The sequence below is a fragment of the Klebsiella sp. CN_Kp097 genome (assembly GCF_040064495.1).
Taxonomy (GTDB): Bacteria; Pseudomonadota; Gammaproteobacteria; order Enterobacterales; family Enterobacteriaceae; genus Klebsiella; species Klebsiella aerogenes.
Genome location: NZ_JBEAIL010000032.1, coordinates 22,806 through 46,351, shown reverse-complemented (window position 1 = coordinate 46,351; position 23,546 = coordinate 22,806). Strand labels below are relative to the sequence as shown.

Sequence of the window (23,546 nt, the reverse complement as noted above, 5' to 3'; positions counted from 1 at the left end):
AGGGAACGGGAATTATTGCACGCTAATTCTGAGTGCCGCCGCGGTAGCAAACGGACTTAAGGTGGCGCTTCCCGCCAGAAAGGCGCCAAGGATGGCCATATAGCCGTCAACCGGTAACTGCATCTGCGCCGCGCCCACGGCGGCGGTGGCGAAAATCAGTAACGGAATCATCAGCGGCAGTACCAGCAGGCTCAGCAATACGCCGCCGCGCCGCAGGCCGACGGTCAGCCCCACGCCGATGGCGCCAATAAAGCTCAGCGTTGGCGTGCCCATCAATAGCGTCAGGGCCAGCACCTGCCACTCCGCCGTCGAAAGTCCAAATAACATGGCGATCAGCGGAGAGATTATCAGCAGCGGCAGCCCGGAGACCACCCAATGCGCCGCGATCTTTGCCAGCACCACCAGCGACAGCGGCACCGGCATCAGCATCAGTTGCTGCAGCGAGCCATCCAGCCAGTCATCGCGAAACAGCCGGTCCATTGCCAGCAGCGAAGAGAGTAACGCGGCCACCCAGACAATGCCCGGCGCAATCTGCCGGAGCAGCTGCGGTTCAGGGCCGATACTGAGGGGGAACAGGGTGATAATAATCAGGAAAAACCACAGCGGGTTGATAATTTCGGCGTAATTGCGAAAGGCAAGGCGCAGGTCGCGCCAGAATATCTGCTTGATCATGCCGCGACCGCCTCATCGTCACTCAGCATAATCGTGCGTAAGGGAACGCACAGAGGGCGCAGAGGTTGATGGGTGGTCAGGATGACCGCACCGCCCTGGCCGATGTGCTGCTCCAGCCGGGTGGTCAGCGTTTGCACGCCAGCCGCATCGAGCGCGGTGAAGGGTTCATCTAAAATCCAGAACGTCGCGCGGCTGAGCCAAAGCCTCGCCAGCGCGACGCGCCGCTGTTGCCCGGCAGAGAGTTGCGCTACCGGAACATCCTCAAAGCCCACCAGCTCAACCTGCGCCAGCGCCTGCCAGCGCGCCTCAATGGTCGCCTCAGGATGGTAAAAGCGCAGATTTTCGTCCGCCGTTAGCGCCCCTTTAACCCCCACCTGATGACCGAGCCACAAGAGCTGCGCGTGCCAGCTATCGCGAGTACGCCGCAGCGGTTTGCCCTGCCAGAGAATTTCCCCTTCTTCTGGCGTCGATAACCCGGTCAGGAGGTGTAATAACGAGGTTTTTCCCGCACCGTTGGGGCCTGAAATTTGAATAATCTCGCCGGGTTGTACCGCAAACGATAGGTGGGTAAAAAGGGTTCGTTCATCCCGCAGGCAGGCGATATTTTTTATTTCCAGCATCAGAAAGCAGGTCCAGTCCGGGGGTCAGCGCATTCAAGTGCCTTATTATAACGAAAGAAAACAATCTGTTTTGCTGAATATATTAAAAATTTTGAACCGCCGCTAAACAGGTAAAAATGCTAAAAACTCATAATCGAACGTGCCAGTAGCGGTTGCATTTTCGCCACTACCGGCATTCCCTTCTTTAGCGATGCAAACGTAAGGTACTGGCAAGAGAGGATATCGCCGCAATAACGCAGGCGAGGCCAAACACATAAACAGAAAATTGTGCGCCGGCGAGACCGGTTAAGCCGTTCAACAGCGCAATGACCATCGCCACCAGCGCCGCACCAATGGACAGCCCAGTCGTCCTGGCGGTGGATAATACCCCGGAGGCCGTTGCCGTGCGATTTGCTGAGACATTAGCAAACATCTCCTTATTGTTTGGCGGCAGGAATAAGCCATACCCCACCCCGCAAACGGCGGTCCGCCACAGAAAATCATTCACCGTTGCAGCGCCCGGCAACAGTGCCAGAGCCTAAGCCAAGACAAAAGATAACCACCCCGACAGTTGAAATCTGCGTCGGATTAAAACGGTTTGACAAGCTTCCCGCCAGCGGGGCGCAGATTGCGACCGCCACCGGCCACGGCGTAAAGATAAACGCCGATTCCAGTACTGAGTAATGGTAGGTATGTTGCAATACAAACGGTAAACCGACCAATGCCATTCCCTGGGCGATGAACAAAGAGCTGGACGAGATCACCGCCAGGGTATATTGGCGTGAGCGAAATATATCAAGCGGCAATAGTGGATGCTTCGCTCGCGTCTGGGCGATAAAAAAGAAGGCAAATAACGCCACTGATGCCACCGCGCAGTAGATAAGCGTTCGGCCCTCCCAGCGGCCAATTTGATCGACCGCCACCACCATCAAGCCTAATGCCACCGCTGAACTCACGGCCCCGGCCCAATCAAAGCCCTGCTCCTTTTCGTTATCCTCCCCTAATGAAATCAAGGAGAAAACAATCGCAGCGCCGCCAGGCAGGATATTGATATAGAAAAGCCACGGCCAGGAGAGCGACGAGATGATAAATCCGCCCAGCGCCGGACCGATAGCCGTGCCAACCGCGAAGGCCAGCGCATTCAGCCCGAAAATCGTTCCTAGCGCGCGGGGTGGGAAAATAACCCGGTACAAGCCCAGCCCCACGCTTATCATGACCGCATAGCTTACCCCTTGCAGTATCCGCATGGTAACCAGTACGCCAAAGGTCGGCGCAAGGCTACAGCCCAGCGAAGAGAGCGTAAATAACACCATTCCCGCCGTATAAAAACGCTTCTCACCGATTCTGCTGCCCAGCGACGCGCAAATCAGCATCGTCGCCGCGCTGGCTACCTGATAGCCGTTGGTGATCCAGATACCGGACGCCGAATCGACCCGTAACGCACTGGCAATCGAAGGCAAGGCGACATTGACAATGGAACTATCCAGCGCCGCCATTAGCACGCCGATTAGTATGGCCGCGGCGGCTAAATAGCGCCTCGGCGCCTCAAAACCTTGATCAAGTGAACAACTACTTACCAGCGACATATCCGCAGGTCCTTATCAAAACAGATCAAATGGTTTTATTGTTATGAATGTCGCCAGAGGGAAAAACCAGAGAATAAAATCGAGATTATTAGCGAAAAAATCGATGGCCGTTCGTCACCGCGATAATCATCGCTATATTCGTCAATAATTAAAAATCTGATGACAAAGTAGTCACCAAAATTTATAAATATGCTGGCGGTTAGAAAATAACGCTCATATAAGGTTTAAGATGAAGCTTAATGAACTTCTGGCGTTCGTTACTGTTGTGGAAACGGGGAATATCACCCTGGCGGCAGAACGTCTGAATCGAGTGCAATCCAGTATTTCCCATCGGATACGCAGCCTGGAAAGTAGCCTGGATGCCACGCTATTAGACAGGAAGAACGAGGGGTGCATCCCAACCGAGCAGGGAAAGATATTGTATGAATATGCCCTCAAAATGCTTAACCTGGCGGATGATTGCAAACACAACATTACCCTTTCAAAAAGACGCCGATTAACGATTAAAATCGGCATCATTGAATGTTTGCCGCCCTATGTTATCAGCGCATTGATTGATTCAGGCCATGACTTAGGCTGGGATATTGATGTTTCAATCGGCAATACCAGCAGTTTACTTAATGCTTTCGATAGACACGAATATGATGCGGTCATTATTGGCGCGGGCTTCTCCTCCCCACAGCATACGCGCGCTATGTTGCTCACTAGTGAGTTAGTGATTATCACCGCGAAAGATCACCCAGCCATCACCGCGACCTCCGCTCTGGATGACAATGTCTTTTTATTGAGTAGTAAAAAATGCGCAACTTCAACGCGCAATCTGGATATGTTATTCCGTGAAGGCAACATTACTCCCAGGCGCGTCGTGGAGTGCGGCTCTTACCCGGTGCTGTTCTCAAATATCGCCGATGGCAAAGGGGTCTCGCTGGTGCTGCGTTGCTCAATCAGCGATGAGATCCAGCAAAAAATAAAAATCCATCCATTAACAGGTGAGTTTAATGATTTCGGAATTGAGCTGCTATGCCGCCCTGAGGGCACCCATTTCGATTTGCAGCAGTTGAACCTCATGGTGGCATCCGTATTTCAGGATCCACGGCTGCGTGAGACTGGCTATTAATTCCGTCCGCCGGGATAATTTGATAGCCGGACGAGCATTTTTTAATCCTGGCGAAACCTGCTGTATCAAAATGCATCCCGGCAACCAGTATCTGTTCAGCGCAGACCTTTTCAAGAAGGCGAATGCGCGTCTCCTGCGCCAAAAGCGGGTCGAAGTCGAAGGCTATCGTGACCTCGGGGTCTAATAACTGAATATGGGGAAAATGCACAATATCCCCCCACACTAATACGCGTTCTATGCTTCCAGAGAGGAGATACCCCGTATGGCCTGGCGTATGTCCTTTCAATGCCAGGGCACTGATACCAGCAAACACCTCGCCTTCATCAATCAGCCGTAAACGATGCTGATATTGTTTAAACACGCTGCGCGCGAACATAACATTACCTTTAACGCGTTCACTGGCCGTAACCAAATTACGGTCATCTTCGAGATAACTGAATTCATCTTGAGGTATTATCAATTCAGCACGAGGAAATACCGCGTCTTGCTGCGAATTAATTAAGCCACCGATGTGATCGGGATGCGCATGGGTCAACAGTACGGCGTCAATATCCTCTGGTTTGACGCCAAGTTTAGCCAGATTATTGATCAGTTGGCCTCCCCACCCTTTAACGCCGCCAGCGCCGCTATCGATCAGGATATTCATCCCGGCTTGTTGTACCAGAAAGGTGTTTATGTTGACCGTATTCGGTTGTGCTATACGGGCGTTTGCCTGGATGTTTCTGCACCCATCTTCATCAATTTTGGTTAACAGGCCAAAACCTACCTGCAAATAGCCATCGCTTACGGCAGTAACGCGCATATCGCCGAGGACTATACTGGGAAAAGTAGTATTCATCGTTTACTCATCAGTATCAGTGTAATCGCCAAAAACAGCCTCCATTATTAGAGGTTCTCAGCGCTATGCTCTAACGGATAATTTCGATATCACCATCGATATTGTTGATTGCCACTGACCGAAGCCCCCTCCCCCCACCTGCTACGCTTACTACTCCATTCCATAAAAAAGGCTCAACCATGAATATTGATTTATCGGGGAAAGTCGCGCTGGTGACGGCATCCACGGCCGGCATCGGTTACGCCATTGCCAAAGGGCTGGCGGCCAGCGGCGCGGAAGTGATTATCAACGGCCGCAGCGAACATAGCGTTAATGCGGCGATGGCGCGGCTGCAACAGGAGGTGCCGGGATTCCGGCCCTATCCCGCGGTGGCCGATCTCAGTGACGCCGCGGGCGTCAGCCAACTGCTGCAGGCGGTGAATGAAGTCGATATCCTGGTGAATAACGCCGGTATTTACGGCCCGCAGGATTTTTACGCCACCGATGACGCCACCTGGGAAAACTACTGGCAAACCAACGTGATGTCCGGCGTTCGCCTGTCACGCGCGCAGTTGCCCGCCATGGTGCGTAAAGGCTGGGGTCGGGTGGTCTTTATCTCCTCCGAATCGGCACGCAATATTCCCGCCGACATGATCCACTACGGCGTAACCAAAACCGCGCAACTATCGCTGGCGCGCGGGCTGGCGAAATACGTCGCCGGCAGCGGCGTCACCGTAAACAGCGTGCTGCCCGGCCCAACCCTTTCTGACGGTTTTGCCGAAATGATGAAAGATGAGGTCACGCGAACCGGTAAGCCGCTGGAACAACTGGCGAAAGAGTTTGTTATGGCGCAGCGCCCCGCTTCGGTTATTCAGCGCGCGGCCTCGGTGGATGAGGTGGCCAATATGGTGGTCTACGTCTGTTCGCCGCAGGCATCCGCCACCTCCGGCGCCGCGCTACGGGTCGATGGCGGCGTAGTCGATGATATTGTCTGAATTACCCCGCTAAGCAGGGGGAGCAAAGCTCCCCTTTCTCACCTGCAGTTGCGCTATTTAGCGCTAAATAGCTCAAAAGGTTTAAAACACGCCGCGATGTCGCACAAAGTGAACAGGAAGTCGCATTCACGATACTTATCATTGCTGTTTTGAACATAAATAGTGGTGTTAATGTCTGTCATCAGAAGCTTACTTTTCTTTCTCGGCGCAGCGGCGGCTTCCGCCATCGCGGTACTTTGTCTATGGATGGATATCCGGGTGTTTGGCAACGATATCCCGGAGATTTCGCTTACCGAGGTAGTGCAGGAGGGCGTGCTGGCGATAATCGTGCTGATGCACTTCCTGCTGGCGAAAAAATATGAGCTCCTGCGCTACTGTAATATCCTCGTTGGCGGCTTCTTCCTGGCGATGCTGATCCGCGAACTGGATGCGCTGTTTGATCTTATTACTCACGGCAGCTGGGTGTGGTTCGCGCTGGCAACGACGATAGCCGCGCTAATCGCTCCGCTGCGCCACGCTCGTCAAACGCTGTCGCAACTGGCGCAATACACCCGCACGCCTTACTACGGCATGATGATAAGCGGCCTGCTGGCGATTCTGGTCTTCTCACGGCTGTTCGGCATGCATGGCTTATGGTATGCCGTACTCGATGAGAACTACGCGCGGGTGGTGAAAAACACCGTTGAAGAGGGTAGCGAGTCGTTCGGCTACATGCTTTGCCTAACCGCCTCGATTGGCTACTACTGCTACTTCCGCTATCAGGCGCGGCAGAAAAGCTAATCCACTGCGCCGCCAGAATGTCGCATTCTGGCGGCAGCGCGAATCATGAATTACCCCTGAATTTTCCACTTCCGCTTGAGCACATTTTTGTCCTGGCTATCCAGCCAGTGGTTCACTTTCTCAAGCAGCGCCGGATTATCCTTATTCATCATATAGACCTTATAGCTGGCGGTGCCGGGGAACGGCGTCTCATTCGCCACGCAGAACACGCCAGGCTCCTTGCTCTGGTAGTAATCCCCTTCTATCAGGTCGGTCACCATCATATCGGCCGTTTTTTGCCGCAGCGCCTGCAGATTATCGACATTGTTCTGCACACGGATGATCTGCGCATGCTTGATATGCTCATCAACGAAACTTTGGTTGGTACCGCCGGGGTTCACAATCACCTTCACATTCGGCTGGTCGATTTTTTCAAGGCTGCCGAGCGCTGGCGCGGCGCTGCAGTTCGCCAGGGCGATTTTACCATTGGCCACCACCGGATGGCTCAGGGAGAAATCTTTTGCCCGTGCCGCCGTCTCCGTTACGCCTCCCATAGCGATATCAAACTTATCGGCTTTTAAATCAGTCGATAACGTTGGCCAACTGGTGATAATAAACGTCACCTTCACTCCCAGCGTTTTACCCAGATCGTGCGCCATATCGACGTCATAGCCGATAAGTTCACCAGCGCCGTTATGAAAGGCCAACGGCGCGTAGTCCCCCGGCACGCCGACTTTTAACTCGCCGCTTTGTTGAATCGACTGCATATCGCGCGCCTGGACGCCGCAGGCTATCACCGTCGCCATCAGGGCCACACCCAACTTTAACTTCATCTTAAATTCCTTATGATTTCATCTTCATGCCGCCAGCGACCACGGTTTTCACCACCGTTGCCGTCAGCTTTGGTAGCGCAAGCGGCGTGAGTTCACCTTGCTCCTGCGCATGGCGCAGTAATTCACAAAAGCGCGCCACCTCGTTCACCGGAAACATAGCAATATCCTGTGCAGAATATTGCCACCAGCGCAGCGCTAACAGCTGCTCAACAATCGGTTCGGCAAAACGGTATTTGATGAGCTTCGCCGGGTTCCCGCCAACCATGGTATACGGGGCAACATCTTTCACCACCAGCGCGTTGGCGGCGATAACCGCGCCATCGCCAATGGTAATCCCCTGCGCCAACGTCACGTTTTGTCCAATCCAGACATCATTGCCAATCACGATGGGGCGCGTCTGTTTTTCAAAAGCGTAAAAATGGTTTTCCCGTCCGTTATCCGCTGCCAGGGTTGCCATTAGCGCTGAATGACGGGCGTAAAAAACCGGGCTGGAGCTTGCCCACTCTAAGGGATGACGATCGCCTAATACCTGTAATCTATCAGCGATTGAGGTGTAGCGCCCAACCTGAATAAACGCCGGCAACAACGTACGGGTGTAACTGAAAGCCCCCAGCGAAGCCAACCGCTCGCCACAGCGCCCCCAATAGGTGGTATACGGTTCAGTGCATAAATTTTCTGGTACTTCAATTGGTTGCTCATCACGATAAAACGGATGGTCGCAAACCAGCCTCTGCCCGCCGAGGAAAATACGCTGACTTTGTAATAACGATCTTATTTCGCCAAATGCGATTTTCATTTTTCACCCTTTCCTGTCCAGCGTAATGTCGTCACCCAGCCAGCACACCTCCTATTGATAGCATCCATGCTTTATCCACATCACAAAATGTTAATGAAATGTTTTTGTTTTGTGATGCACAACCAGGATTCATTGCACCTTATTTGTGCAATGAATAACCAAATCCTACGCTCAGGATCCGCACACTTCCCAATAGATTAGCGTTATTGCGGGAAATACTATTTCCCGCAATAGCTGGCACACATCGTGCTTTGTTAATTGAGTATCAGAATTCTGTTAAATGAGAGCGAACTATCATTAAGGGCAGAGATGAACGATAGCAACGGCTTGTTTCACATTATTGAATCCACTTTCAGCCAGCTCACGCCGAGCGAAAAGCGTATTGGCAGCTGGCTGTTAAGCCATCGGGAGCATATCCCGTTTGAGACCGCCGACAGCATTGCGCAGGCCACCGGCACCAGCGGGATAACCGTAGGCCGCTATCTGCGCAAGCTGGGCTATCGCAATCTCGATGACGTGAAGCACAGCCTGAAGGAGCCCGCTTCAACGCCCTACCGCCAGTGGGGAGTGATTGACCGGCTTGACTCCTGGTCACAGCAGCAGGCGCAGCCGGATCGCGCCAGCCTGTCGTTGCAGATGGAGCTGGATGCCATTCGCTATGTCTATCAACTGGCGCAGGAACCGACCTTCGCCCGCGTCAGTCAACGCATCGCCGAGGCCGACGCGGTTATCATCATTGGCATTCAGTCGACCCGCGGCATCGCCAACACGTTCTTCAGCCATCTGGAATACCTGCGCCCGCGCGTGACCTACGCCGACGGCAGTTCCGGTAGCTGGCTGGAATCATTGAATTCTGAATACCAGCGCCCCTATGTGGTGCTGACCGATACCCGCGCTTACTCCGTCGCCGCACGCCAGTTTTGCCGGGTCGCCTGCGAACGCGGGGTTGCCACCGCGCTGGTCACCGATATCTGGTGTCCGTGGGCGCGCGACTATCCGGTTGATTTACTACAGGTAAAAACCGATACCGGCCACTTCTGGGATTCGCTGGCGCCGATCGGTTGCCTTTTTAATCTGCTGCTCTCCGCGGTGGTGGAACGGCTGGGGCCGAGCCTCTCCAGCCGCCTTGCCGCGAACCGCGCGCTGCAGCAGGAATTTGGTCAGTTTGAACGTTAAGGAAATTTTCGATGAGCCATCTTTCCCTGGTGGATATCGCCGCGCGTTTTCCCACGCTGCCTGTCGACCTGAAATACGCCACCGCCGATAACATTACCGGCCAACCGATTTATCGCGAAGCCCGCTGCCTGCTGCACCCCGACGCGGCCGTCGCGCTGGAGAAATCTATCGCCATCGCCGCGCTGGCGGGCTATCGCCTGCTGGTACTTGACGCCTATCGTCCACAGCGCGCCCAGCAACTGCTGTGGAATGCCTGCCCGAACCAGGATTATGTCGTACCGGCCAATATCGGCTCCAACCACAGCCGCGGCACCGCCATCGACGTAACGCTACTCGATGAACACAACAACCTGCTCGACATGGGCACCGCCTTTGACGAAATGGACGATCGCTCGCATCCCTACCACCCGGCGGTAGCGCAGGAGGCCCAGCGCAATCGCCTGTTGCTGAACGCCATTATGTTCGGCGGCGGCTTTAAAGGTATTACCACGGAATGGTGGCACTTCGAACTACCGGACGCGGCCGGTTATCCGCTACTCGATGATGTTTTCGCCTGTTTCTCCCCCGCTCAGATTGACGGAGTTTCACCATGAACATGACTCGCCCAGCATCCGTAGGTTTTCGCCCGTTACTGTTAGCCGCCGCGCTCTGCGCCGCCATCCCTTCCGCCTTTGCCGCGGTGCCGAAAGATATGCTGGTGATCGGCAAAGCCGCCGACCCGCAAACGCTCGACCCGGCCGTCACCATCGATAACAACGACTGGACGGTGACCTATCCGGCCTACCAGCGGCTGGTCAAATACAAAACCGATAATGGCAAAGGTTCAACCGATGTCGAAGGCGATCTCGCCGAAAACTGGCAGGCCTCCGACGACGGCAAAACCTGGACCTTCACTCTGCGCAAAGGCGCGCAGTTTGCCGACGGCTCGCCGGTGACGGCAGAGGCGGTCAAACTCTCTTTTGAACGCCTGATGCGCATTAAACAGGGGCCATCGGAGGCGTTTCCCAGCGGGCTGAAGGTGGATGTCGTCGATCCGGCCACCGTACGTTTCACGCTGCCGGAATCTTTCGCGCCGTTCCTGCATACCCTCGCCAATGACGGCGCCTCCATCATTAACCCGGCGGTACTGAAAGCCAACGCCGCCGATGACGCCCGCGCCTATTTGGCCGAGCACACCGCAGGCTCCGGCGCGTATAGCCTGCAGCGCTGGCAGAAAGGCCAACAGTTGGTGCTGGTACCCAACCCGCACTTCAGCGGCAACAAGCCGGCCTTTAAGCGCGTCACGGTGAAAATCATCGGCGAAAGTGCCGCTCGCCGTCTGCAGTTGACCAAGGGCGATTTGGATATCGCCGACGCCCTGCCGGTCGATCAGTTTGCGGCATTGAAGAAAGAGGACAAGGTGACGGTCTACGACTATCCGGCGCTGCGCGTCACCTATCTGTATCTCAACAACAGCAAAGCGCCGATGAACCAGGCGGATCTGCGCCGCGCGGTGTCGTGGGCAACGGACTATAAAGGCATGGTCGACGGCATTCTCGGCGGTAACGGTAAGCAGATGCGCGGGCCGATCCCCGATGGCATGTGGGGTTACGACGCCAGCGCCATGCAGTATTCATTAGATCTCGACAAAGCCAAAGCGGCGCTGGACAAGGTAGCGGATAAGCCGAAAACGCTGACGTTCCTCTACTCTGATAACGATCCGAACTGGGAGCCGATTGCGCTCTCCACTCAGGCCAACCTGCAGGCGCTGGGTATCCAGGTCAAGCTGGAGAAACTGGCCAACGCCACCATGCGCGAGCGCGTGGGTAAAGGTGATTACGACATCGCTATCGGTAACTGGAGCCCGGATTTCGCCGACCCCTATATGTTTATGAACTACTGGTTCGAGTCGGACAAAAAAGGGCTGCCGGGAAACCGCGCGTTCTACGATAACCCACAGGTTGATGCGTTGTTGAAACAGGCGGTAGCCACCACCGATCAGGCGGCGCGGACCAAAGATTATCAGCAGGCGCAAAAAACCGTCATTGATGACGCCGCCTACGTCTACCTGTTCCAGAAGAACTATCAGGTCGCCATGAACAAGGAGGTGAAAGGCTTCGTTTTCAACCCGATGCTTGAGCAGATTTACAATATCGCCGACATGCACAAGTAGCGGGCCGTCTCTCCATCTTGTCGGGTCGGGCCGTCGCAGGCCCGGCCGAGGAGCGCCATCATGAGTTTCTGGGGTTTAATACGGCAGCGCTGTTGGGGGCTGATTTTAGTCGTCGCCGGCGTCTGCGTGATTACCTTTATTATTTCGCACCTGATTCCCGGCGACCCGGCGCGGCTGCTGGCGGGCGATCGCGCCAGCGATGAAATCGTCCGCCATATTCGCCAGCAGCTGGGGCTGGATTTACCGCTCTGGCAGCAGTTTGCCCGCTACGTTGACGCCCTGCTCCACGGCGATCTCGGCACCTCAATTCGCACCGGCCGCCCGGTACTGGAAGATTTAAAAACCTTCTTCCCGGCGACGCTGGAGCTGGCCTTTTGCGCGCTGCTGATTGCCCTACTGGTCGGCATCCCGCTCGGCGTGCTGTCGGCGGTTTACCGCAATCGCTGGACCGATCACCTGGTGCGCCTGATGGCGCTGACCGGTATCTCGACTCCGGCATTCTGGCTCGGTCTCGGGGTAATCGTCTTGTTTTACGGCAAGCTCGATTGGCTACCCGGCAGCGGCAGGCTCGATGACTGGTTCGATCCGCCCACCCGTGTCAGCGGTTTTTATCTGCTGGATTCACTGCTGGAAGGCAATATTGAAGTCTTCTTCAATGCCCTGCAGCACCTCATTTTGCCGGCGGCCACCCTTGCCTTCGTTCATCTTGGCATCGTCGCCCGGCAGATCCGCTCGGCAATGCTCGAGCAGCTCAATGAGGATTACATTCGGACCGCGTTAGCCAGCGGCCTGCCGAAATTCACCATTGTGGTGCGCTATGCGCTACCCAACGCGCTGATTCCCTCCATCACCGTACTCGGGCTGGCGCTGGGCGATCTGCTGTACGGCGCGGTGCTCACTGAAACGGTTTTCGCCTGGCCTGGAATGGGCGCTTACGTGGTGTCTTCGATTCAGGCGCTCGATTTCCCCGCCGTGATGGGCTTCGCCATCGTGGTCTCCTTTGCTTACGTACTGGTCAACCTGGTAGTCGACCTGCTCTATTTATGGATCGACCCGCGCATGGGTCGGGGAGAAAGATAAGTGATGATGACTCAGGAACAACCGCTTCCACGGCCAAAGGCTGAAAAAAGCGGCCACTGGAAGCGTCGTTGGTGGTTGATCCGCCAGAGCCCGCTAACGCTGATTGGCGCAGCGATCATGCTGAGCATGCTTTTTTTAATGATCTTCTCGCCGTGGCTGACGCCGCACGATCCTAACGCTATTAACCTTGCCGCGCGTTTGCAAGCGCCGTCGTTCGATCACTGGTTTGGAACCGACGAGGTCGGCCGCGATCTGTTCAGCCGCGTATTGATCGGCAGCCAACAGTCGGTGGCCGCCGGGCTGGCGGTGGTATTGATCGCCGGGATCAGCGGCTCGCTGCTGGGCTGTCTCTCCGGGGTGCTTGGCGGGCGCAGCGACGCGCTGATTATGCGTCTGATGGACATTATGCTGTCGATTCCGTCGCTGGTGTTGACCATGGCGCTGGCGGCGGCGTTAGGCCCGAGCCTGTTCAACGCGATGCTGGCGATCGCCATCGTGCGTATTCCATTTTACGTGCGCCTGGCGCGCGGCCAGACGCTGGTGGTTCGTCAGCATACTTTCGTCGAGGCCTCGGTGACGTTTGGCGCCTCGCGCTGGCATCTGATCAGCTGGCATATTCTGCGTAACGCCCTGCCGCCGCTGGTGGTGCAGGCCTCGCTGGATATCGGCAGCGCGATTCTGATGGCCGCCACGCTCGGTTTTATTGGCCTCGGCGCCCAGCAGCCCACCGCGGAATGGGGCGCGATGGTCGCTAACGGCCGCAACTACGTGCTCGATCAGTGGTGGTACTGCGCCTTCCCCGGCGCGGCGATCCTGATCACCGCCGTCGGCTTTAACCTGTTTGGCGATGGCATCCAGGATCTACTGGATCCCAAAGCCGGAGGGCGCAACTAATGGAAAATCGGGTCTTAACTATCGATAACGTTCGCCTGAGTTTCCCGGTCTATCAGGGCCAGGTCAACGTGCTGAATAATATCTCGCTGCACATCGATCGCGGTGAAATCGTCGGCGTGGTGGGCGAGTCGGGTTCTGGTAAATCGGTGACCGCGATGCTGGCGATGCGGCTGCTTCCCGCCGGTAGCTATCATATTCATAGCGGCGCTATCACCCTGATGGGGCACGATATGCTCAACCTGACGGAAAAAACGCTACGCGATATTCGCGGCAGCAAGGTCGCGATGATTTTTCAGGAGCCGATGACCGCGCTTAACCCCACCCGACGCATCGGTAAGCAGATGGCAGACGTCATCCGCCAGCACCGTCCCATGTCGTTGCGTGAAGCGCGCGCCCGCGCCGCCGAACTACTGGCGGATATGCAAATTGCCGATCCGCAAAGCGTGCTCAAGCGCTATCCCTTCGAACTCTCCGGCGGCATGCGCCAGCGGGTGATGATCGCTATCGCCTTCTCCTGCGAACCCGACCTGCTGATTGCCGACGAACCGACCACCGCGCTGGACGTCACCGTGCAGCGTCAGGTACTGCGCCTGTTAAAGCAAAAGGCCCAGGCGACCGGCACGGCGGTGCTGTTTATCAGCCATGATATGGCAGTGGTCTCTCAGGTGTGCGATCGGCTGTACGTCATGTACGCCGGCGCGGTCATTGAAAGCGGCAACACCGGAGAAGTGCTGCAGCAGCCGCAGCATCCCTACTCTATTGGCCTGTTAAACAGCGCTCCTGATAAGGGAGAACCGCGCACGCCGCTACGTTCTATTCCCGGCACCGTGCCGAATCTGGCGCGTCTTCCCGCCGGCTGCGCCTTCCGCGAACGCTGCTTCGCCGCGGGTGAAGCCTGCGGTATCACCCCCACGCTGCAGGCTCATGATAGCGCCGCCGATAGACAGGCTGCCTGCTGGTACCCGCAACGGGAGAACGCCCATGTCTGAGACGCTATTAACCCTCAATGATGTGCACCTGACCTTTGCCGCGCAGAAAAACTGGCGCGGCAAAGTCATCGAACGCGTCTATGCGCTAAATGGACTGGATATGACGGCCAGGCGCGGCGAAACCTTAGGGATCGTTGGCGAATCCGGCTGTGGGAAAAGCACCCTGGCGAAGCTGCTGATGGGCATGTTAAAGCCCTCTTCCGGCCACTTAACCCGCGCGCCGGCGCGCGGCGAAAACCAGAGCGGACGCATGCAGATGGTGTTTCAGGATCCGCTCTCATCGCTGGACCCACGGCTACCAGTCTGGCGCACCATCACCGAACCAGTGTGGATCCAGTCGCGCATGCCTGAAAAGGCGCGTCGCGATCTCGCCGAGCAGCTGGCGCTACAGGTGGGGATCCGTAGCGAATATCTCGATCGGCTGCCGCACGCTTTTTCCGGCGGCCAGCGCCAGCGTATCGCCATCGCCCGCGCGCTCTCGTCGCAGCCGGAGATAATCGTGCTTGATGAGCCGACTTCGGCGCTGGACATCTCGGTGCAGGCGCAGATCCTTAATCTGCTGGTCGAACTCCAGCAGCGGCAGAATCTCACCTACGTGCTGATTTCGCATAACGTCTCGGTGATACGCCATATGAGCGATCGGGTGGCGGTGATGTATCTCGGGCAAATCGTTGAGATGGGGGAGACGCGGCAGGTGCTGGATAATCCTGCGCATCCTTATACCCGGCTATTGATGGAGTCGGTACCGCGCATCGGTTCGCCATTAGGCGAAGGCGTGCGCAATACCGAACTACCGGGCAACCGCCGGCTACCGACGGGATGCTTCTTTCGGGAACGCTGTCCTTACGCCAGCCAGGGCTGCGAACGGCCGCAGCCGCTGGAGGCGCAAGCGAATGGCGCGCAGGTCCGCTGCTGGAAAGCACAAACAATAAGATGAGACCGGGCGCCAGTCCTGTAGCCCGGGGAAGGCGGTTACGCCGCCCCCGGGTCAGCCGTTATAAATGAATCAGAACAGCCCCAACGGCGCAGTGCCGTAGCTCACCAGCAGGTTTTTGGTCTGTTGATAGGCTTCCAGCGCCATCTTGTGGGTTTCCCGCCCGACGCCGGACTGCTTATAGCCGCCAAACGCGGCATGCGCCGGGTAAACGTGATAGCAGTTAGTCCACACTCGTCCGGCCTTGATGCCGCGCCCCATGCGGTACGCCAGGTTAGTATCCCGCGTCCACACCCCGGCCCCTAAACCAAACTGCGTCTGGTTAGCAATCGCCAGCGCCTCCGCCTCGTCCTTAAAGGTGGTTACGCCGATGACCGGGCCAAAGATCTCCTCCTGGAAGCTGCGCATCTCGTTGTGCCCTTTAATCAGCGTCGGCTGAATATAGAAGCCGCTATCCAGCTCGGCGGTAATGCTCGCGCGATCGCCGCCGGTGAGGATCTGACCGCCTTCATCACGAGCGATCTTGATATATGACAGGATCTTATCGAACTGCTGGCGTGATGCCTGAGCGCCGATCATCGTTTCGGTATCAAACGGATCGCCGCGACGGATCTGCATCACTTTCGCCATTACCCGCTCCATAAACGGCTCGTAGATCGATTCGTGGATCAACGCGCGCGACGGACAAGTACAAACTTCTCCCTGATTGAAGAAGCCCAGTACCAGCCCTTCCACCGCCTTCTCGATAAACTCCTCCTCGCCATCCATTACGTCGGCAAAATAGATATTCGGCGATTTGCCGCCCAGCTCAACGGTGCAGGGAATAATATTCTCCGCCGCGCAGGCCATAATATGACGGCCTACCGGCGTCGAGCCGGTAAAGGCGATTTTAGCGATCCGCTTGCTGGTGGCCAGCGCTTCGCCGGCCTCTTTGCCAAAGCCCTGCACCACGTTCAACACCCCTGCCGGGAAGAGATCGCCGATAATTTCCATCAGCAAAGTAATACTCAGCGGCGTCTGCTCCGCCGGTTTTAAGACCACGCAGTTGCCTGCCGCCAGCGCGGGCGCCAGTTTCCATGCCGCCATCAGCAGCGGGAAGTTCCACGGAATAATTTGCCCAACCACGCCTAACGGTTCGTGGAAATGATAAGCCACGGTGGTGTCGTCAATTTCGGCGGTACTGCCTTCCTGCGCGCGCAGACAACCGGCGAAATAGCGGAAATGATCGACCGCCAGCGGCAGGTCGGCGTTCAGGGTTTCGCGGATTGGTTTGCCGTTATCCCAGCTCTCCGCTACCGCCAGATACTCCAGATTCTCCTGAATGCGGTCGGCGACCTGCAGCAGAAGATGAGAACGCTGCTGTACCGAGGTTCGCCCCCAGGCGTCCGCCGCCCGGTGTGCCGCATCAAGGGCCAAATCGATATCTTTGGCGTCGGAACGGGGAAACTGCGCAATGTTGCTCCCATCGACGGGAGAAGTATTCATGAAATATTCGCCGCTTAACGGCTCGACGAATTTACCGTCTATGAAGTTGCCGTAGGCCGATTTGAATGAAACCAAAGCGCCCGGTTTGCCAGGATGAACATAACGCATAGCAATCTCCTTCTGTAGGGTTAAGGCGCAGCGGCGTGGTGGTTTTTGCTATTTTCCGCTGCACGCTTTTTCCTGTAGCAGGGGTTATGCCAGGTTTGCGTACTTCACATAAAATTCATAATTTCCAAATAATTACATATATCCCTCTGCCGATTCGCGTCCTCTTTGTCGCACAGGATCCCGCTTCTGTGTTGCGAATCGCAACACCAAGAAAACCAAATTGCTACAATATTGCAACACAAACCAGCCGACCACGAGGTGCGCCGTGCAAGGAAATCCGTTCACTATCACCCCCGAGGCGCAGTCCAGCGCGCTGCTGAGCGACTCCTGGCAACGCAGCCAGCGTTATGGCCTGCAGCCAACGAGCGACGAATTTCCGCGCCTGCGCGGCGGCGAACTGGCCGACGTGCTGGAAAGCAACCGCAGCCTACAACGGCTGGCGCAACCTGTGGCGACGCCGCTGGCGCAACGTGCCGCCGGGCTGCAATCGGTAGTGATTCTTTCCGATGCCAGCGGGCTGGTACTCCAAACCTTCGGCAATAGCGCAGCGATGGAAAAAGCGCAAAGCTTCGCGCTGGAGCCTGGCAATATCTGGAGCGAAAGCGGTCGCGGCACCAACGCTATCGGTACCGCGCTGGCGATTGATGACAGCTGCGAAGTCGAAGGCCGCCAACACTATTTAACCCGTAATCAGGATTTGTACTGCGCGGCGGTCCCCCTACAGAGCCCCGATGGCCAGATTGCCGGGGCGCTGGATATTTCCGGCCCGGCGCATATCCCGCATCCCCATTCTCTGGCGTGGATAAAAGAGGCCGCCAAACAGATTGAATATCTGTGGGTGAAACAGAGTCTGCATCCGCAACAGTGGTTAATGAGCCTGCACTCGCGGGTACAGAAGCTCGATAGCGCCGAAGAGCTGCTGCTGGTTTTCTCCGATAACTTGCTGACCGCGGCCAATCGCCTGGCCATCCGCGAACTGGGCCTGCAGGCCGGACAGATCGGACAGATGACCTTCCAGCAGTTGTTCCCCCGCCTGACGCAAACGGCGGTCAGCGTGCCGCTACCGATGACCTTCCAGCAACGTGGCTACTACTACCGTCTGCGCGCGCCAACCCGCGCCAGCGTCGCCGTCCCCGCACAACCAGCACTTAACCTGCCGTTTTGCGCGTCCGGCGAAGGCGAGAAAATGGTCCGCCTGCTCAACGCCGGTATCGCGTTGTGCATCGAAGGCGAAACCGGCTGCGGCAAAGAGTTCCTCAGCCGTGAACTGCATGCGCATAGCCGCTGGCGCAGCGGTAAATTCGTCGCCATCAACTGCGCGGCCATTCCAGAATCGCTGATTGAATCGGAGCTTTTCGGCTATCAGGCGGGGGCCTTTACCGGTGCGAATAAAAACGGCTATATCGGCAAAATTCGCGAAGCCGATGGTGGGGTGCTGTTCCTCGATGAAATCGGCGATATGCCGCTGGCTCTGCAAACCCGTCTGCTGCGGGTATTGCAGGAAAAAGAGGTCATGCCGCTGGGTGGGAATCGCAGCGCGCCGGTGAACTTCGCCTTGATTTGCGCCACCCACCGTCACCTCGAGCAGCGTGTCGCCGAAGGCGCATTTCGCGAGGACCTGCTCTACCGCCTGCGCGAGTATGCTTTTACCATCCCGCCGCTACGCCAATGGCCTGAACTCAAGCAGTTTATTCCAGCGTTGTGGCGCTCGCTTGGCGCGGCAGAACGCCATATAACCCTCTCTGACGCGCTGATTCATCAACTGGCATTATGTCGTTGGCCGGGTAACGTGCGTCAGTTGCAAAGCCTGCTCAAAGTCCTGTTGGCGCTGGCGGACGATGGCGAATGCCTGGGCGTCGCGGCGCTGCCGGAGGAGTATCAAAGCGCGCAGCAAACCAGCGCTCCGGGCGGGCTTCAACAACATGATGCAAAGCTGATTGCCGATACGCTGGCCCGCTTTAACGGCAATGTGAGTAAAGCGGCGCAGGCGTTAGGCGTCGCGCGCAGCACGCTGTATCGACGGGCCGCGCGCGTACAAAGGAAGTGACTACGGCGTAAAGCGCGCCGGCAGCCAGGAGAAGAGACGGCGGCTCAGCGCTTCGCACAGCGCCACCAGCGTCTGCCCCAACCGATGCCAGACCACTTTTGCTACGCAGAGGCTCAGTGCTGAAATCAGCGCCGCGCCCAGCATATCCAGCGGGAAATGGACGCCGAGAAAAATACGCGCCCATGCTACCGGCAGCGCCGCCGCCAGCACCAGCAGCCCAATGCCGCGCAGGCGTAATGACAGCAGCGCGAAGGCGGCGCTGAACATTACGGTGCCGTGATCGCTTGGAAAAGAGTTATCCGCCGGGTGGCTTATCCAGGTATGGCCCAGCGGCATCATAAACGGCCGCGGATGGAACCACAGGGTTCCACAGGCAACCCCCAGCCCTAACGCTATCAAAATCGTCATGGCGCAAAACAGCGCCTGTCGATGCCCCTGACGACCGCCAAGGAACCATAATCCCAGCAATATCGCCGGCACAATGAGAATAAGCCAGCTGGCGGAGAATTGAGCCAGTAGCAATAGGCTGTCCGGCGTACCTGGCCCGGCATTCAGCGTAAGGAAGGCGTTCTGGTTAAACGTTTCTAACAGGTTCATGGCGAGTTCTCGTCACAGTCATCATGCTGTCATTATCGCCGGCATACCTTAAGCCCGGATTAACCTGACGCTGAAGAATCCTCCTGGTTTTCTCCACCGGCTAACTGCTGCGGCAACCGCGCCAGCAGTTCATCTACCACCACGCGAATTTTCTGCGGCACCCATACCGCTTCCGGCCAGACGGCGCTGATCGCAAAACTGCCGCTGACGGACGACGGCAATATTTGCTGGAGTTCTCCCCGCGCTATCTCGTCCGCCACCAGCCAATCCGGCAGCCAGGCGATTCCCAGCCCGCTTTTTGCCGCCGCGGCGATGGCGGCGAAATCATCCATCGCCAGTCCGGGCTGAGGGCGAAACGCGAGCGCCGCTCCCTGCGTATCGCGCAAATGCCATTTCTGCATCTGCCCGGCGTAGAGATAGCCGATGGTAAGATGCTCGTGCAGTTCTTCCGCCGTCTGCGGCGCTGGTTGATTATGCAGATATAACGGCGATGCGCAGAGAATCATGCCGTGCTGGCCTAAACGCCGGGCCTTAAGAAAGCTGGAATCGCTCAACGCGCCGATACGTATCGCCATATCGAACCCTTCTTCAAACAGATTGACCCGACGGTCGCTAAACGACAGCTCAAGCTTAAGCTCCGGATAACGTTGGCTAAGAGGAAACAAGATCGGCGCCACACAGCGCTGACCAAACAGCACCGGCAGGCTGATTCGCAGCCGCCCTTGCACCAGGGTTTTTCCACGCTGAATTTCATTTTCCGCATCCCGCAGGTTATCCAGCGCCCGGCGGGATTGCAGATAAAAGACCTCGCCTTCTTCGGTCAATGCCTGCCGACGCGTGGTGCGCTGGAACAGCGCGACGCCGAGCCGCTGTTCCAGACGGGAAATGCTCTTGCCGACGGCGGAGCGCGTCACGTTCAGCTTCTCCGCGGCTTGCGCAAAGTTGCCGCATTCGACGACGGCGACAAATACCGGGATCGCATTTAAATCACTGCGCATTGATTGGTTCCTGAATGGATACAATGATAAAAAATAATGTCACTACTGGAGAAAAAAAGACAGTGTTACCCTGCGGACCATCAACTTTATGGGGAGTCCGTCATGAGTAACGTTTTGATTTTAAAATCCAGCATCAACGGCCCGGCGTCGCTAACCAACCAGCTAATAGATGAATATATGCAGACCCGCCGCGAGGCCGGTCATCAGGATTCGGTCGTCGAACACGATCTGACCACCCTCGCCTTGCCGAAACTCGACGGCGCGCTGTTTGCCGCGCTGCGCGGCGCGCAAGACTCGCGCCCGGCGATTCAGCAAGGGGTTGCCCTCTCTGACTCACTCATCGGCGAGTTAAAGGCCAGCGATCTGCTGGTGATCGGCGCGCCGATGTATAACCTCAACGTGCCAACCGATCTCAAAAACTGGTTCGATCTGGTGGCGCGGGCGCGGGAAACCTTCCGCTACACCGAGACCTGGCCTCAGGGACTAGTGGAAGGCGTGCGTGCGGTGGTCATTAGTTCGCGCGGCGGCGTCCATGACGGGCAACCCAGCGATGCGGTCACCCCTTACCTGCGCGCGGTGCTGGGATTGATGGGGATTAGCGACGTTGAATTTATCTATGCCGAAGGGATGGATATTCGCCCGCACGGCCGCGACGCGGGCATTGCCCACGCCCGCCAGCATATCGCCAGGGCCGCTCAGCAGGCGTGAGCTCCGTTCTTTATACGGCTGGTAAAGGGTCATCTTTTATTTTAGAATAATCTAAATTTAGAAAATACTAAAATAAGATGACCACAGCACAACAACTGCAGGCCAGCGCCGGGGAAGCCGCTGTCCTGCTGAAAGCGATGAGCAATCCCCACCGGCTACTGATTCTGTGCATGCTCTGCGAAGCCCCGCGTACAACCGCAGGCGAGCTGGCGCAAATCACCGGCCTGAGCCCTTCCGCGACCTCTCAGCACCTCGCACGAATGCGTGATGAAGGGCTAATCGACTGCGAGCGCGATGCGCAGCGCCTGCGCTATTTCATTACCCATCCCGCCGTTCAGCAGGTCATCGCCACGCTGAAGACCATTTACTGCCCGTAAGGAGTCCTTATGACTATCGCCACCGTTTCAGCCAACGAAGCCCAGGCGCTTATCGCCCAGGGCGCACGGCTGATTGATATCCGCGCTGCCGACGAATACGCCCGCGAGCATATTCCGGCGGCGACACTGCTGCCATTAGAACAATTAACTCACGGCGCGGCGCTCAATGCGCAGCCGGGCGACACCATCATTTTTCACTGCCAGGCCGGCTCGCGCACGCAAAATAACGCCAGTTTTCTGGCCGCCGCCGCCGCGCCCGCGCAGGTTAAGCTGCTGGCTGGCGGTATTCAGGCGTGGCGGGCGGCGGGGTTGCCGATAGTCGAAGATAAATCCCAGCCGCTGCCGCTAATGCGCCAGGTACAAATCGCCGCAGGCGCGCTGATTTTGCTGGGCGTAGTGCTGGGCTACGCCGTCAACAGCGGCTTTTTCTTGCTGAGTGGTTTCGTTGGCGCGGGGCTCACTTTCGCTGGTCTCACCGGTTTCTGCGGCATGGCGCGCCTGCTGGCGGTCATGCCGTGGAACCGGCGTTAAAACGCCTGCCAGATGAGTAGGGCGATGCCGCCGAAGAGCAGCCATTTGACGATGTAATAAACCGTTTTATTCCATTTTTTCAATCGCTTGCCAATAATGCGGATTTGATAAATGTAACGGAAGCTGCGATTAATTCCGCCGGTGCGGTCGCCGACGTCGTTCGGCGCGGCGGCGGCGCTCATTAAATTTCGCCCCAGCCAGTGGTTCACCTTCTGCGCCCATCGGTAACGCATGGGCCGTTCGATATCGCAAAAAAGAATCAGTCGATTCTCACCGCTGGTATTTTCCGCATAGTGAATATAGGTTTCGTCAAACAGCACACCTTCACCATCGCGCCAGCTGTAGCGTTCGCCGTCCACTTCAATAAAACAGCGGTCGTCATTCGGCGTCGCCAGCCCGAGATGAAAACGCAGCGACCCGGCGTAAGGATCGCGGTGGCGAGGCAAACGGCTACCATCGGGTAGCGTGGCGAACATTGCCGCTTTAACCGAAGGAATCCCACGCAGCAGCTCGGTCGTTTTTGGACATAGCTGGCTGGCGGAGGGATGCGCGTCTTCATACCATTTCAGGTAAAAACGTTTCCAGCCGGTTTTAAAGAATGAGTTAAATCCGGCATCATTATATTTTTCCGCCGCTTTTATTTGCTCCAGACGCTGCAGGTTAATCCCCTCTTCACGAATAACCAACCAGTTCTTTTGTAATATCGCCAACTCTGGAAAAGTCTCCGGGCGTAGATACGGCGTATTTGGCACGCGAGAAAAAAGGTACATAAAGCCATTAAGCGGCGCGGTAAAAGTTGAATGATCGGAAAGCTGCCGCCAGAAACGATAGCGAACCTTTCCGCGATAATGGACGTAGAGCACAGCAATTATAATAATAAGTAAAATGATATACTTCATATTCGCTTATCTGACCATGTTCTGTTTTTAATCATTCCTCGCTGGCAGCGTTAGTTGCCTTCACCGCAGCGCCGTTAAAACCATTAACAAAGATAATACATCCACCCCCACATTGTTTTAACAAAAAACAGCACGATCATTGAATCCGTCAGCGTCGTTGAGCTATCGTTTAGGTTCTTAGTTGTGACCAATGCACAGGAGAAACACCATGTTTGCAACAGGCGATCTGGTACAACCGCGCGTCGGCGGGCCAAAATTGAAGGTAGTGGAAGTGAATGGCGATAGTCTGGTCGTCGTTCAGGCAAGTAACGAGCAGGGTGAAAAGTTTACTCTGAAAGCGGTTGATGTTACGCCTTATACCGAAGAAGGCGATTTCGGCGTCTGCTAAGTAAAACGG

General features: G+C 56.5%; 26 protein-coding genes. 15 read left to right on the top strand and 11 right to left on the bottom strand.

Features of this window, described 5'->3' with window-relative positions:
- Positions 1 to 12: 12 nt before the first annotated feature.
- The 4 genes from ccmB to ABLV07_RS23240 form a co-directional block, all read right to left on the bottom strand.
- Complete coding sequence (gene ccmB, locus ABLV07_RS23255) at positions 13 to 672, bottom strand: heme exporter protein CcmB (protein WP_015370111.1); 660 nt, start codon at positions 670 to 672, stop codon at positions 13 to 15.
- The gene (gene ccmA, locus ABLV07_RS23250; protein WP_032708930.1) at positions 669 to 1,292 is read right to left on the bottom strand and encodes a cytochrome c biogenesis heme-transporting ATPase CcmA; all 624 of its coding nucleotides are present in this window, start codon (positions 1,290 to 1,292) and stop codon (positions 669 to 671) included. The genes ccmB and ccmA overlap by 4 nt, the downstream gene beginning before the upstream one ends.
- 184 nt (positions 1,293 to 1,476) lie before the next feature.
- Complete coding sequence (locus tag ABLV07_RS23245) at positions 1,477 to 1,779, bottom strand: hypothetical protein (RefSeq protein ID WP_348853658.1); 303 nt, start codon at positions 1,777 to 1,779, stop codon at positions 1,477 to 1,479.
- Positions 1,772 to 2,857 carry an MFS transporter gene (locus tag ABLV07_RS23240; protein WP_348853659.1) on the bottom strand — a complete coding sequence of 362 codons (1,086 nt, stop codon included), beginning with the start codon at positions 2,855 to 2,857 and terminating at the stop codon, positions 1,772 to 1,774. The genes ABLV07_RS23245 and ABLV07_RS23240 overlap by 8 nt, the downstream gene beginning before the upstream one ends.
- Positions 2,858 to 3,086: 229 nt before the next feature.
- On the opposite strand from ABLV07_RS23240, the gene ABLV07_RS23235 reads away from it, so the two are divergent.
- The gene (locus tag ABLV07_RS23235) at positions 3,087 to 3,974 is read left to right on the top strand and encodes a LysR family transcriptional regulator (RefSeq protein WP_026612233.1); all 888 of its coding nucleotides are present in this window, start codon (positions 3,087 to 3,089) and stop codon (positions 3,972 to 3,974) included.
- Here ABLV07_RS23235 and ABLV07_RS23230 read toward each other — a convergent pair.
- A complete protein-coding gene (locus tag ABLV07_RS23230) occupies positions 3,922 to 4,812 on the bottom strand; it encodes an MBL fold metallo-hydrolase (RefSeq protein WP_047064143.1) in 891 nt (296 codons plus the stop codon). The genes ABLV07_RS23235 and ABLV07_RS23230 overlap by 53 nt on opposite strands.
- 179 nt (positions 4,813 to 4,991) lie before the next feature.
- On the opposite strand from ABLV07_RS23230, the gene ABLV07_RS23225 reads away from it, so the two are divergent.
- Together ABLV07_RS23225 and ABLV07_RS23220 are read left to right on the top strand one after the other, a co-directional pair.
- Positions 4,992 to 5,786, top strand: coding sequence for an SDR family oxidoreductase (locus tag ABLV07_RS23225; RefSeq protein ID WP_047064141.1), 795 nt, complete (start codon positions 4,992 to 4,994; stop codon positions 5,784 to 5,786).
- Positions 5,787 to 5,957: 171 nt separating this feature from the next.
- Positions 5,958 to 6,566, top strand: a complete 609-nt coding sequence (locus tag ABLV07_RS23220; protein WP_020078137.1) for a hypothetical protein — start codon at positions 5,958 to 5,960, stop codon at positions 6,564 to 6,566.
- 50 nt (positions 6,567 to 6,616) lie between these two features.
- On the opposite strand, the gene ABLV07_RS23215 is transcribed toward ABLV07_RS23220, so the two are convergent.
- Positions 6,617 to 7,378, bottom strand: coding sequence for a transporter substrate-binding domain-containing protein (locus ABLV07_RS23215; RefSeq protein WP_042893169.1), 762 nt, complete (start codon positions 7,376 to 7,378; stop codon positions 6,617 to 6,619).
- A 10-nt stretch (positions 7,379 to 7,388) separates the two neighbouring features.
- Positions 7,389 to 8,174 (bottom strand): CatB-related O-acetyltransferase, encoded by a 786-nt coding sequence (locus ABLV07_RS23210; RefSeq protein ID WP_032722579.1) that lies wholly within the window; start codon positions 8,172 to 8,174, stop codon positions 7,389 to 7,391.
- 309 nt (positions 8,175 to 8,483) lie between these two features.
- On the opposite strand from ABLV07_RS23210, the gene ABLV07_RS23205 reads away from it, so the two are divergent.
- The 7 genes from ABLV07_RS23205 to ABLV07_RS23175 are packed head-to-tail and all read left to right on the top strand — an operon-like array spanning position 8,484 to position 15,402.
- Positions 8,484 to 9,350: a MurR/RpiR family transcriptional regulator gene (locus ABLV07_RS23205; protein ID WP_015370101.1), complete on the top strand. Its 867-nt coding sequence runs from the start codon at positions 8,484 to 8,486 to the stop codon at positions 9,348 to 9,350.
- 11 nt (positions 9,351 to 9,361) lie between these two features.
- Positions 9,362 to 9,943, top strand: a complete 582-nt coding sequence (gene ddpX, locus ABLV07_RS23200; protein WP_015370100.1) for a D-alanyl-D-alanine dipeptidase — start codon at positions 9,362 to 9,364, stop codon at positions 9,941 to 9,943.
- Positions 9,940 to 11,502: an ABC transporter substrate-binding protein gene (locus ABLV07_RS23195; protein WP_015370099.1), complete on the top strand. Its 1,563-nt coding sequence runs from the start codon at positions 9,940 to 9,942 to the stop codon at positions 11,500 to 11,502. The genes ddpX and ABLV07_RS23195 overlap by 4 nt, the downstream gene beginning before the upstream one ends.
- Positions 11,503 to 11,562: 60 nt before the next feature.
- Positions 11,563 to 12,582 (top strand): ABC transporter permease, encoded by a 1,020-nt coding sequence (locus ABLV07_RS23190; RefSeq protein WP_045366774.1) that lies wholly within the window; start codon positions 11,563 to 11,565, stop codon positions 12,580 to 12,582.
- Positions 12,583 to 12,585: 3 nt separating this feature from the next.
- The gene (ddpC, locus tag ABLV07_RS23185; RefSeq protein ID WP_162184156.1) at positions 12,586 to 13,476 is read left to right on the top strand and encodes a D,D-dipeptide ABC transporter permease; all 891 of its coding nucleotides are present in this window, start codon (positions 12,586 to 12,588) and stop codon (positions 13,474 to 13,476) included.
- Positions 13,476 to 14,465: an ABC transporter ATP-binding protein gene (locus ABLV07_RS23180; protein ID WP_348853661.1), complete on the top strand. Its 990-nt coding sequence runs from the start codon at positions 13,476 to 13,478 to the stop codon at positions 14,463 to 14,465. The genes ddpC and ABLV07_RS23180 overlap by 1 nt, the downstream gene beginning before the upstream one ends.
- Entirely contained in the window at positions 14,458 to 15,402 is a 945-nt protein-coding gene (locus tag ABLV07_RS23175; RefSeq protein ID WP_063443396.1) for an ABC transporter ATP-binding protein, read from the top strand. The genes ABLV07_RS23180 and ABLV07_RS23175 overlap by 8 nt, the downstream gene beginning before the upstream one ends.
- Positions 15,403 to 15,471: 69 nt before the next feature.
- On the opposite strand, the gene ABLV07_RS23170 is transcribed toward ABLV07_RS23175, so the two are convergent.
- Complete coding sequence (locus ABLV07_RS23170; protein WP_015703226.1) at positions 15,472 to 16,992, bottom strand: aldehyde dehydrogenase family protein; 1,521 nt, start codon at positions 16,990 to 16,992, stop codon at positions 15,472 to 15,474.
- Positions 16,993 to 17,257: 265 nt separating this feature from the next.
- On the opposite strand from ABLV07_RS23170, the gene ABLV07_RS23165 reads away from it, so the two are divergent.
- Positions 17,258 to 19,039, top strand: a complete 1,782-nt coding sequence (locus ABLV07_RS23165) for a sigma-54-dependent Fis family transcriptional regulator (protein WP_047057976.1) — start codon at positions 17,258 to 17,260, stop codon at positions 19,037 to 19,039.
- Here the strand turns inward: ABLV07_RS23165 and ABLV07_RS23160 are convergent, their stop codons facing one another.
- Both ABLV07_RS23160 and ABLV07_RS23155 read right to left on the bottom strand, forming a co-directional pair.
- Positions 19,040 to 19,636 (bottom strand): undecaprenyl-diphosphatase, encoded by a 597-nt coding sequence (locus ABLV07_RS23160; protein WP_047056643.1) that lies wholly within the window; start codon positions 19,634 to 19,636, stop codon positions 19,040 to 19,042. It abuts the gene before it with no gap.
- 59 nt (positions 19,637 to 19,695) lie between these two features.
- Positions 19,696 to 20,634 carry a LysR family transcriptional regulator gene (locus tag ABLV07_RS23155; protein ID WP_348853663.1) on the bottom strand — a complete coding sequence of 313 codons (939 nt, stop codon included), beginning with the start codon at positions 20,632 to 20,634 and terminating at the stop codon, positions 19,696 to 19,698.
- 102 nt (positions 20,635 to 20,736) lie between these two features.
- Here ABLV07_RS23155 and ABLV07_RS23150 point away from each other — a divergent pair, with 102 nt between their 5' ends.
- The 3 genes from ABLV07_RS23150 (at position 20,737) to ABLV07_RS23140 (ending at position 22,250) form a co-directional block, all read left to right on the top strand.
- Positions 20,737 to 21,342: an NAD(P)H-dependent oxidoreductase gene (locus ABLV07_RS23150; protein ID WP_032712369.1), complete on the top strand. Its 606-nt coding sequence runs from the start codon at positions 20,737 to 20,739 to the stop codon at positions 21,340 to 21,342.
- Positions 21,343 to 21,419: 77 nt separating this feature from the next.
- Entirely contained in the window at positions 21,420 to 21,719 is a 300-nt protein-coding gene (locus tag ABLV07_RS23145; RefSeq protein WP_015370089.1) for a metalloregulator ArsR/SmtB family transcription factor, read from the top strand.
- Between the two features lie 9 nt (positions 21,720 to 21,728).
- Positions 21,729 to 22,250 carry a rhodanese family protein gene (locus tag ABLV07_RS23140; RefSeq protein ID WP_032712372.1) on the top strand — a complete coding sequence of 174 codons (522 nt, stop codon included), beginning with the start codon at positions 21,729 to 21,731 and terminating at the stop codon, positions 22,248 to 22,250.
- Here ABLV07_RS23140 and lpxO read toward each other — a convergent pair.
- Positions 22,247 to 23,149: a lipid A hydroxylase LpxO gene (lpxO, locus tag ABLV07_RS23135; protein ID WP_015370087.1), complete on the bottom strand. Its 903-nt coding sequence runs from the start codon at positions 23,147 to 23,149 to the stop codon at positions 22,247 to 22,249. The genes ABLV07_RS23140 and lpxO overlap by 4 nt on opposite strands.
- 208 nt (positions 23,150 to 23,357) lie before the next feature.
- Between lpxO and ABLV07_RS23130 the strand changes: the two genes are divergently transcribed.
- The gene (locus ABLV07_RS23130) at positions 23,358 to 23,537 is read left to right on the top strand and encodes a hypothetical protein (protein ID WP_015370085.1); all 180 of its coding nucleotides are present in this window, start codon (positions 23,358 to 23,360) and stop codon (positions 23,535 to 23,537) included.
- Positions 23,538 to 23,546: the final 9 nt, after the last annotated feature.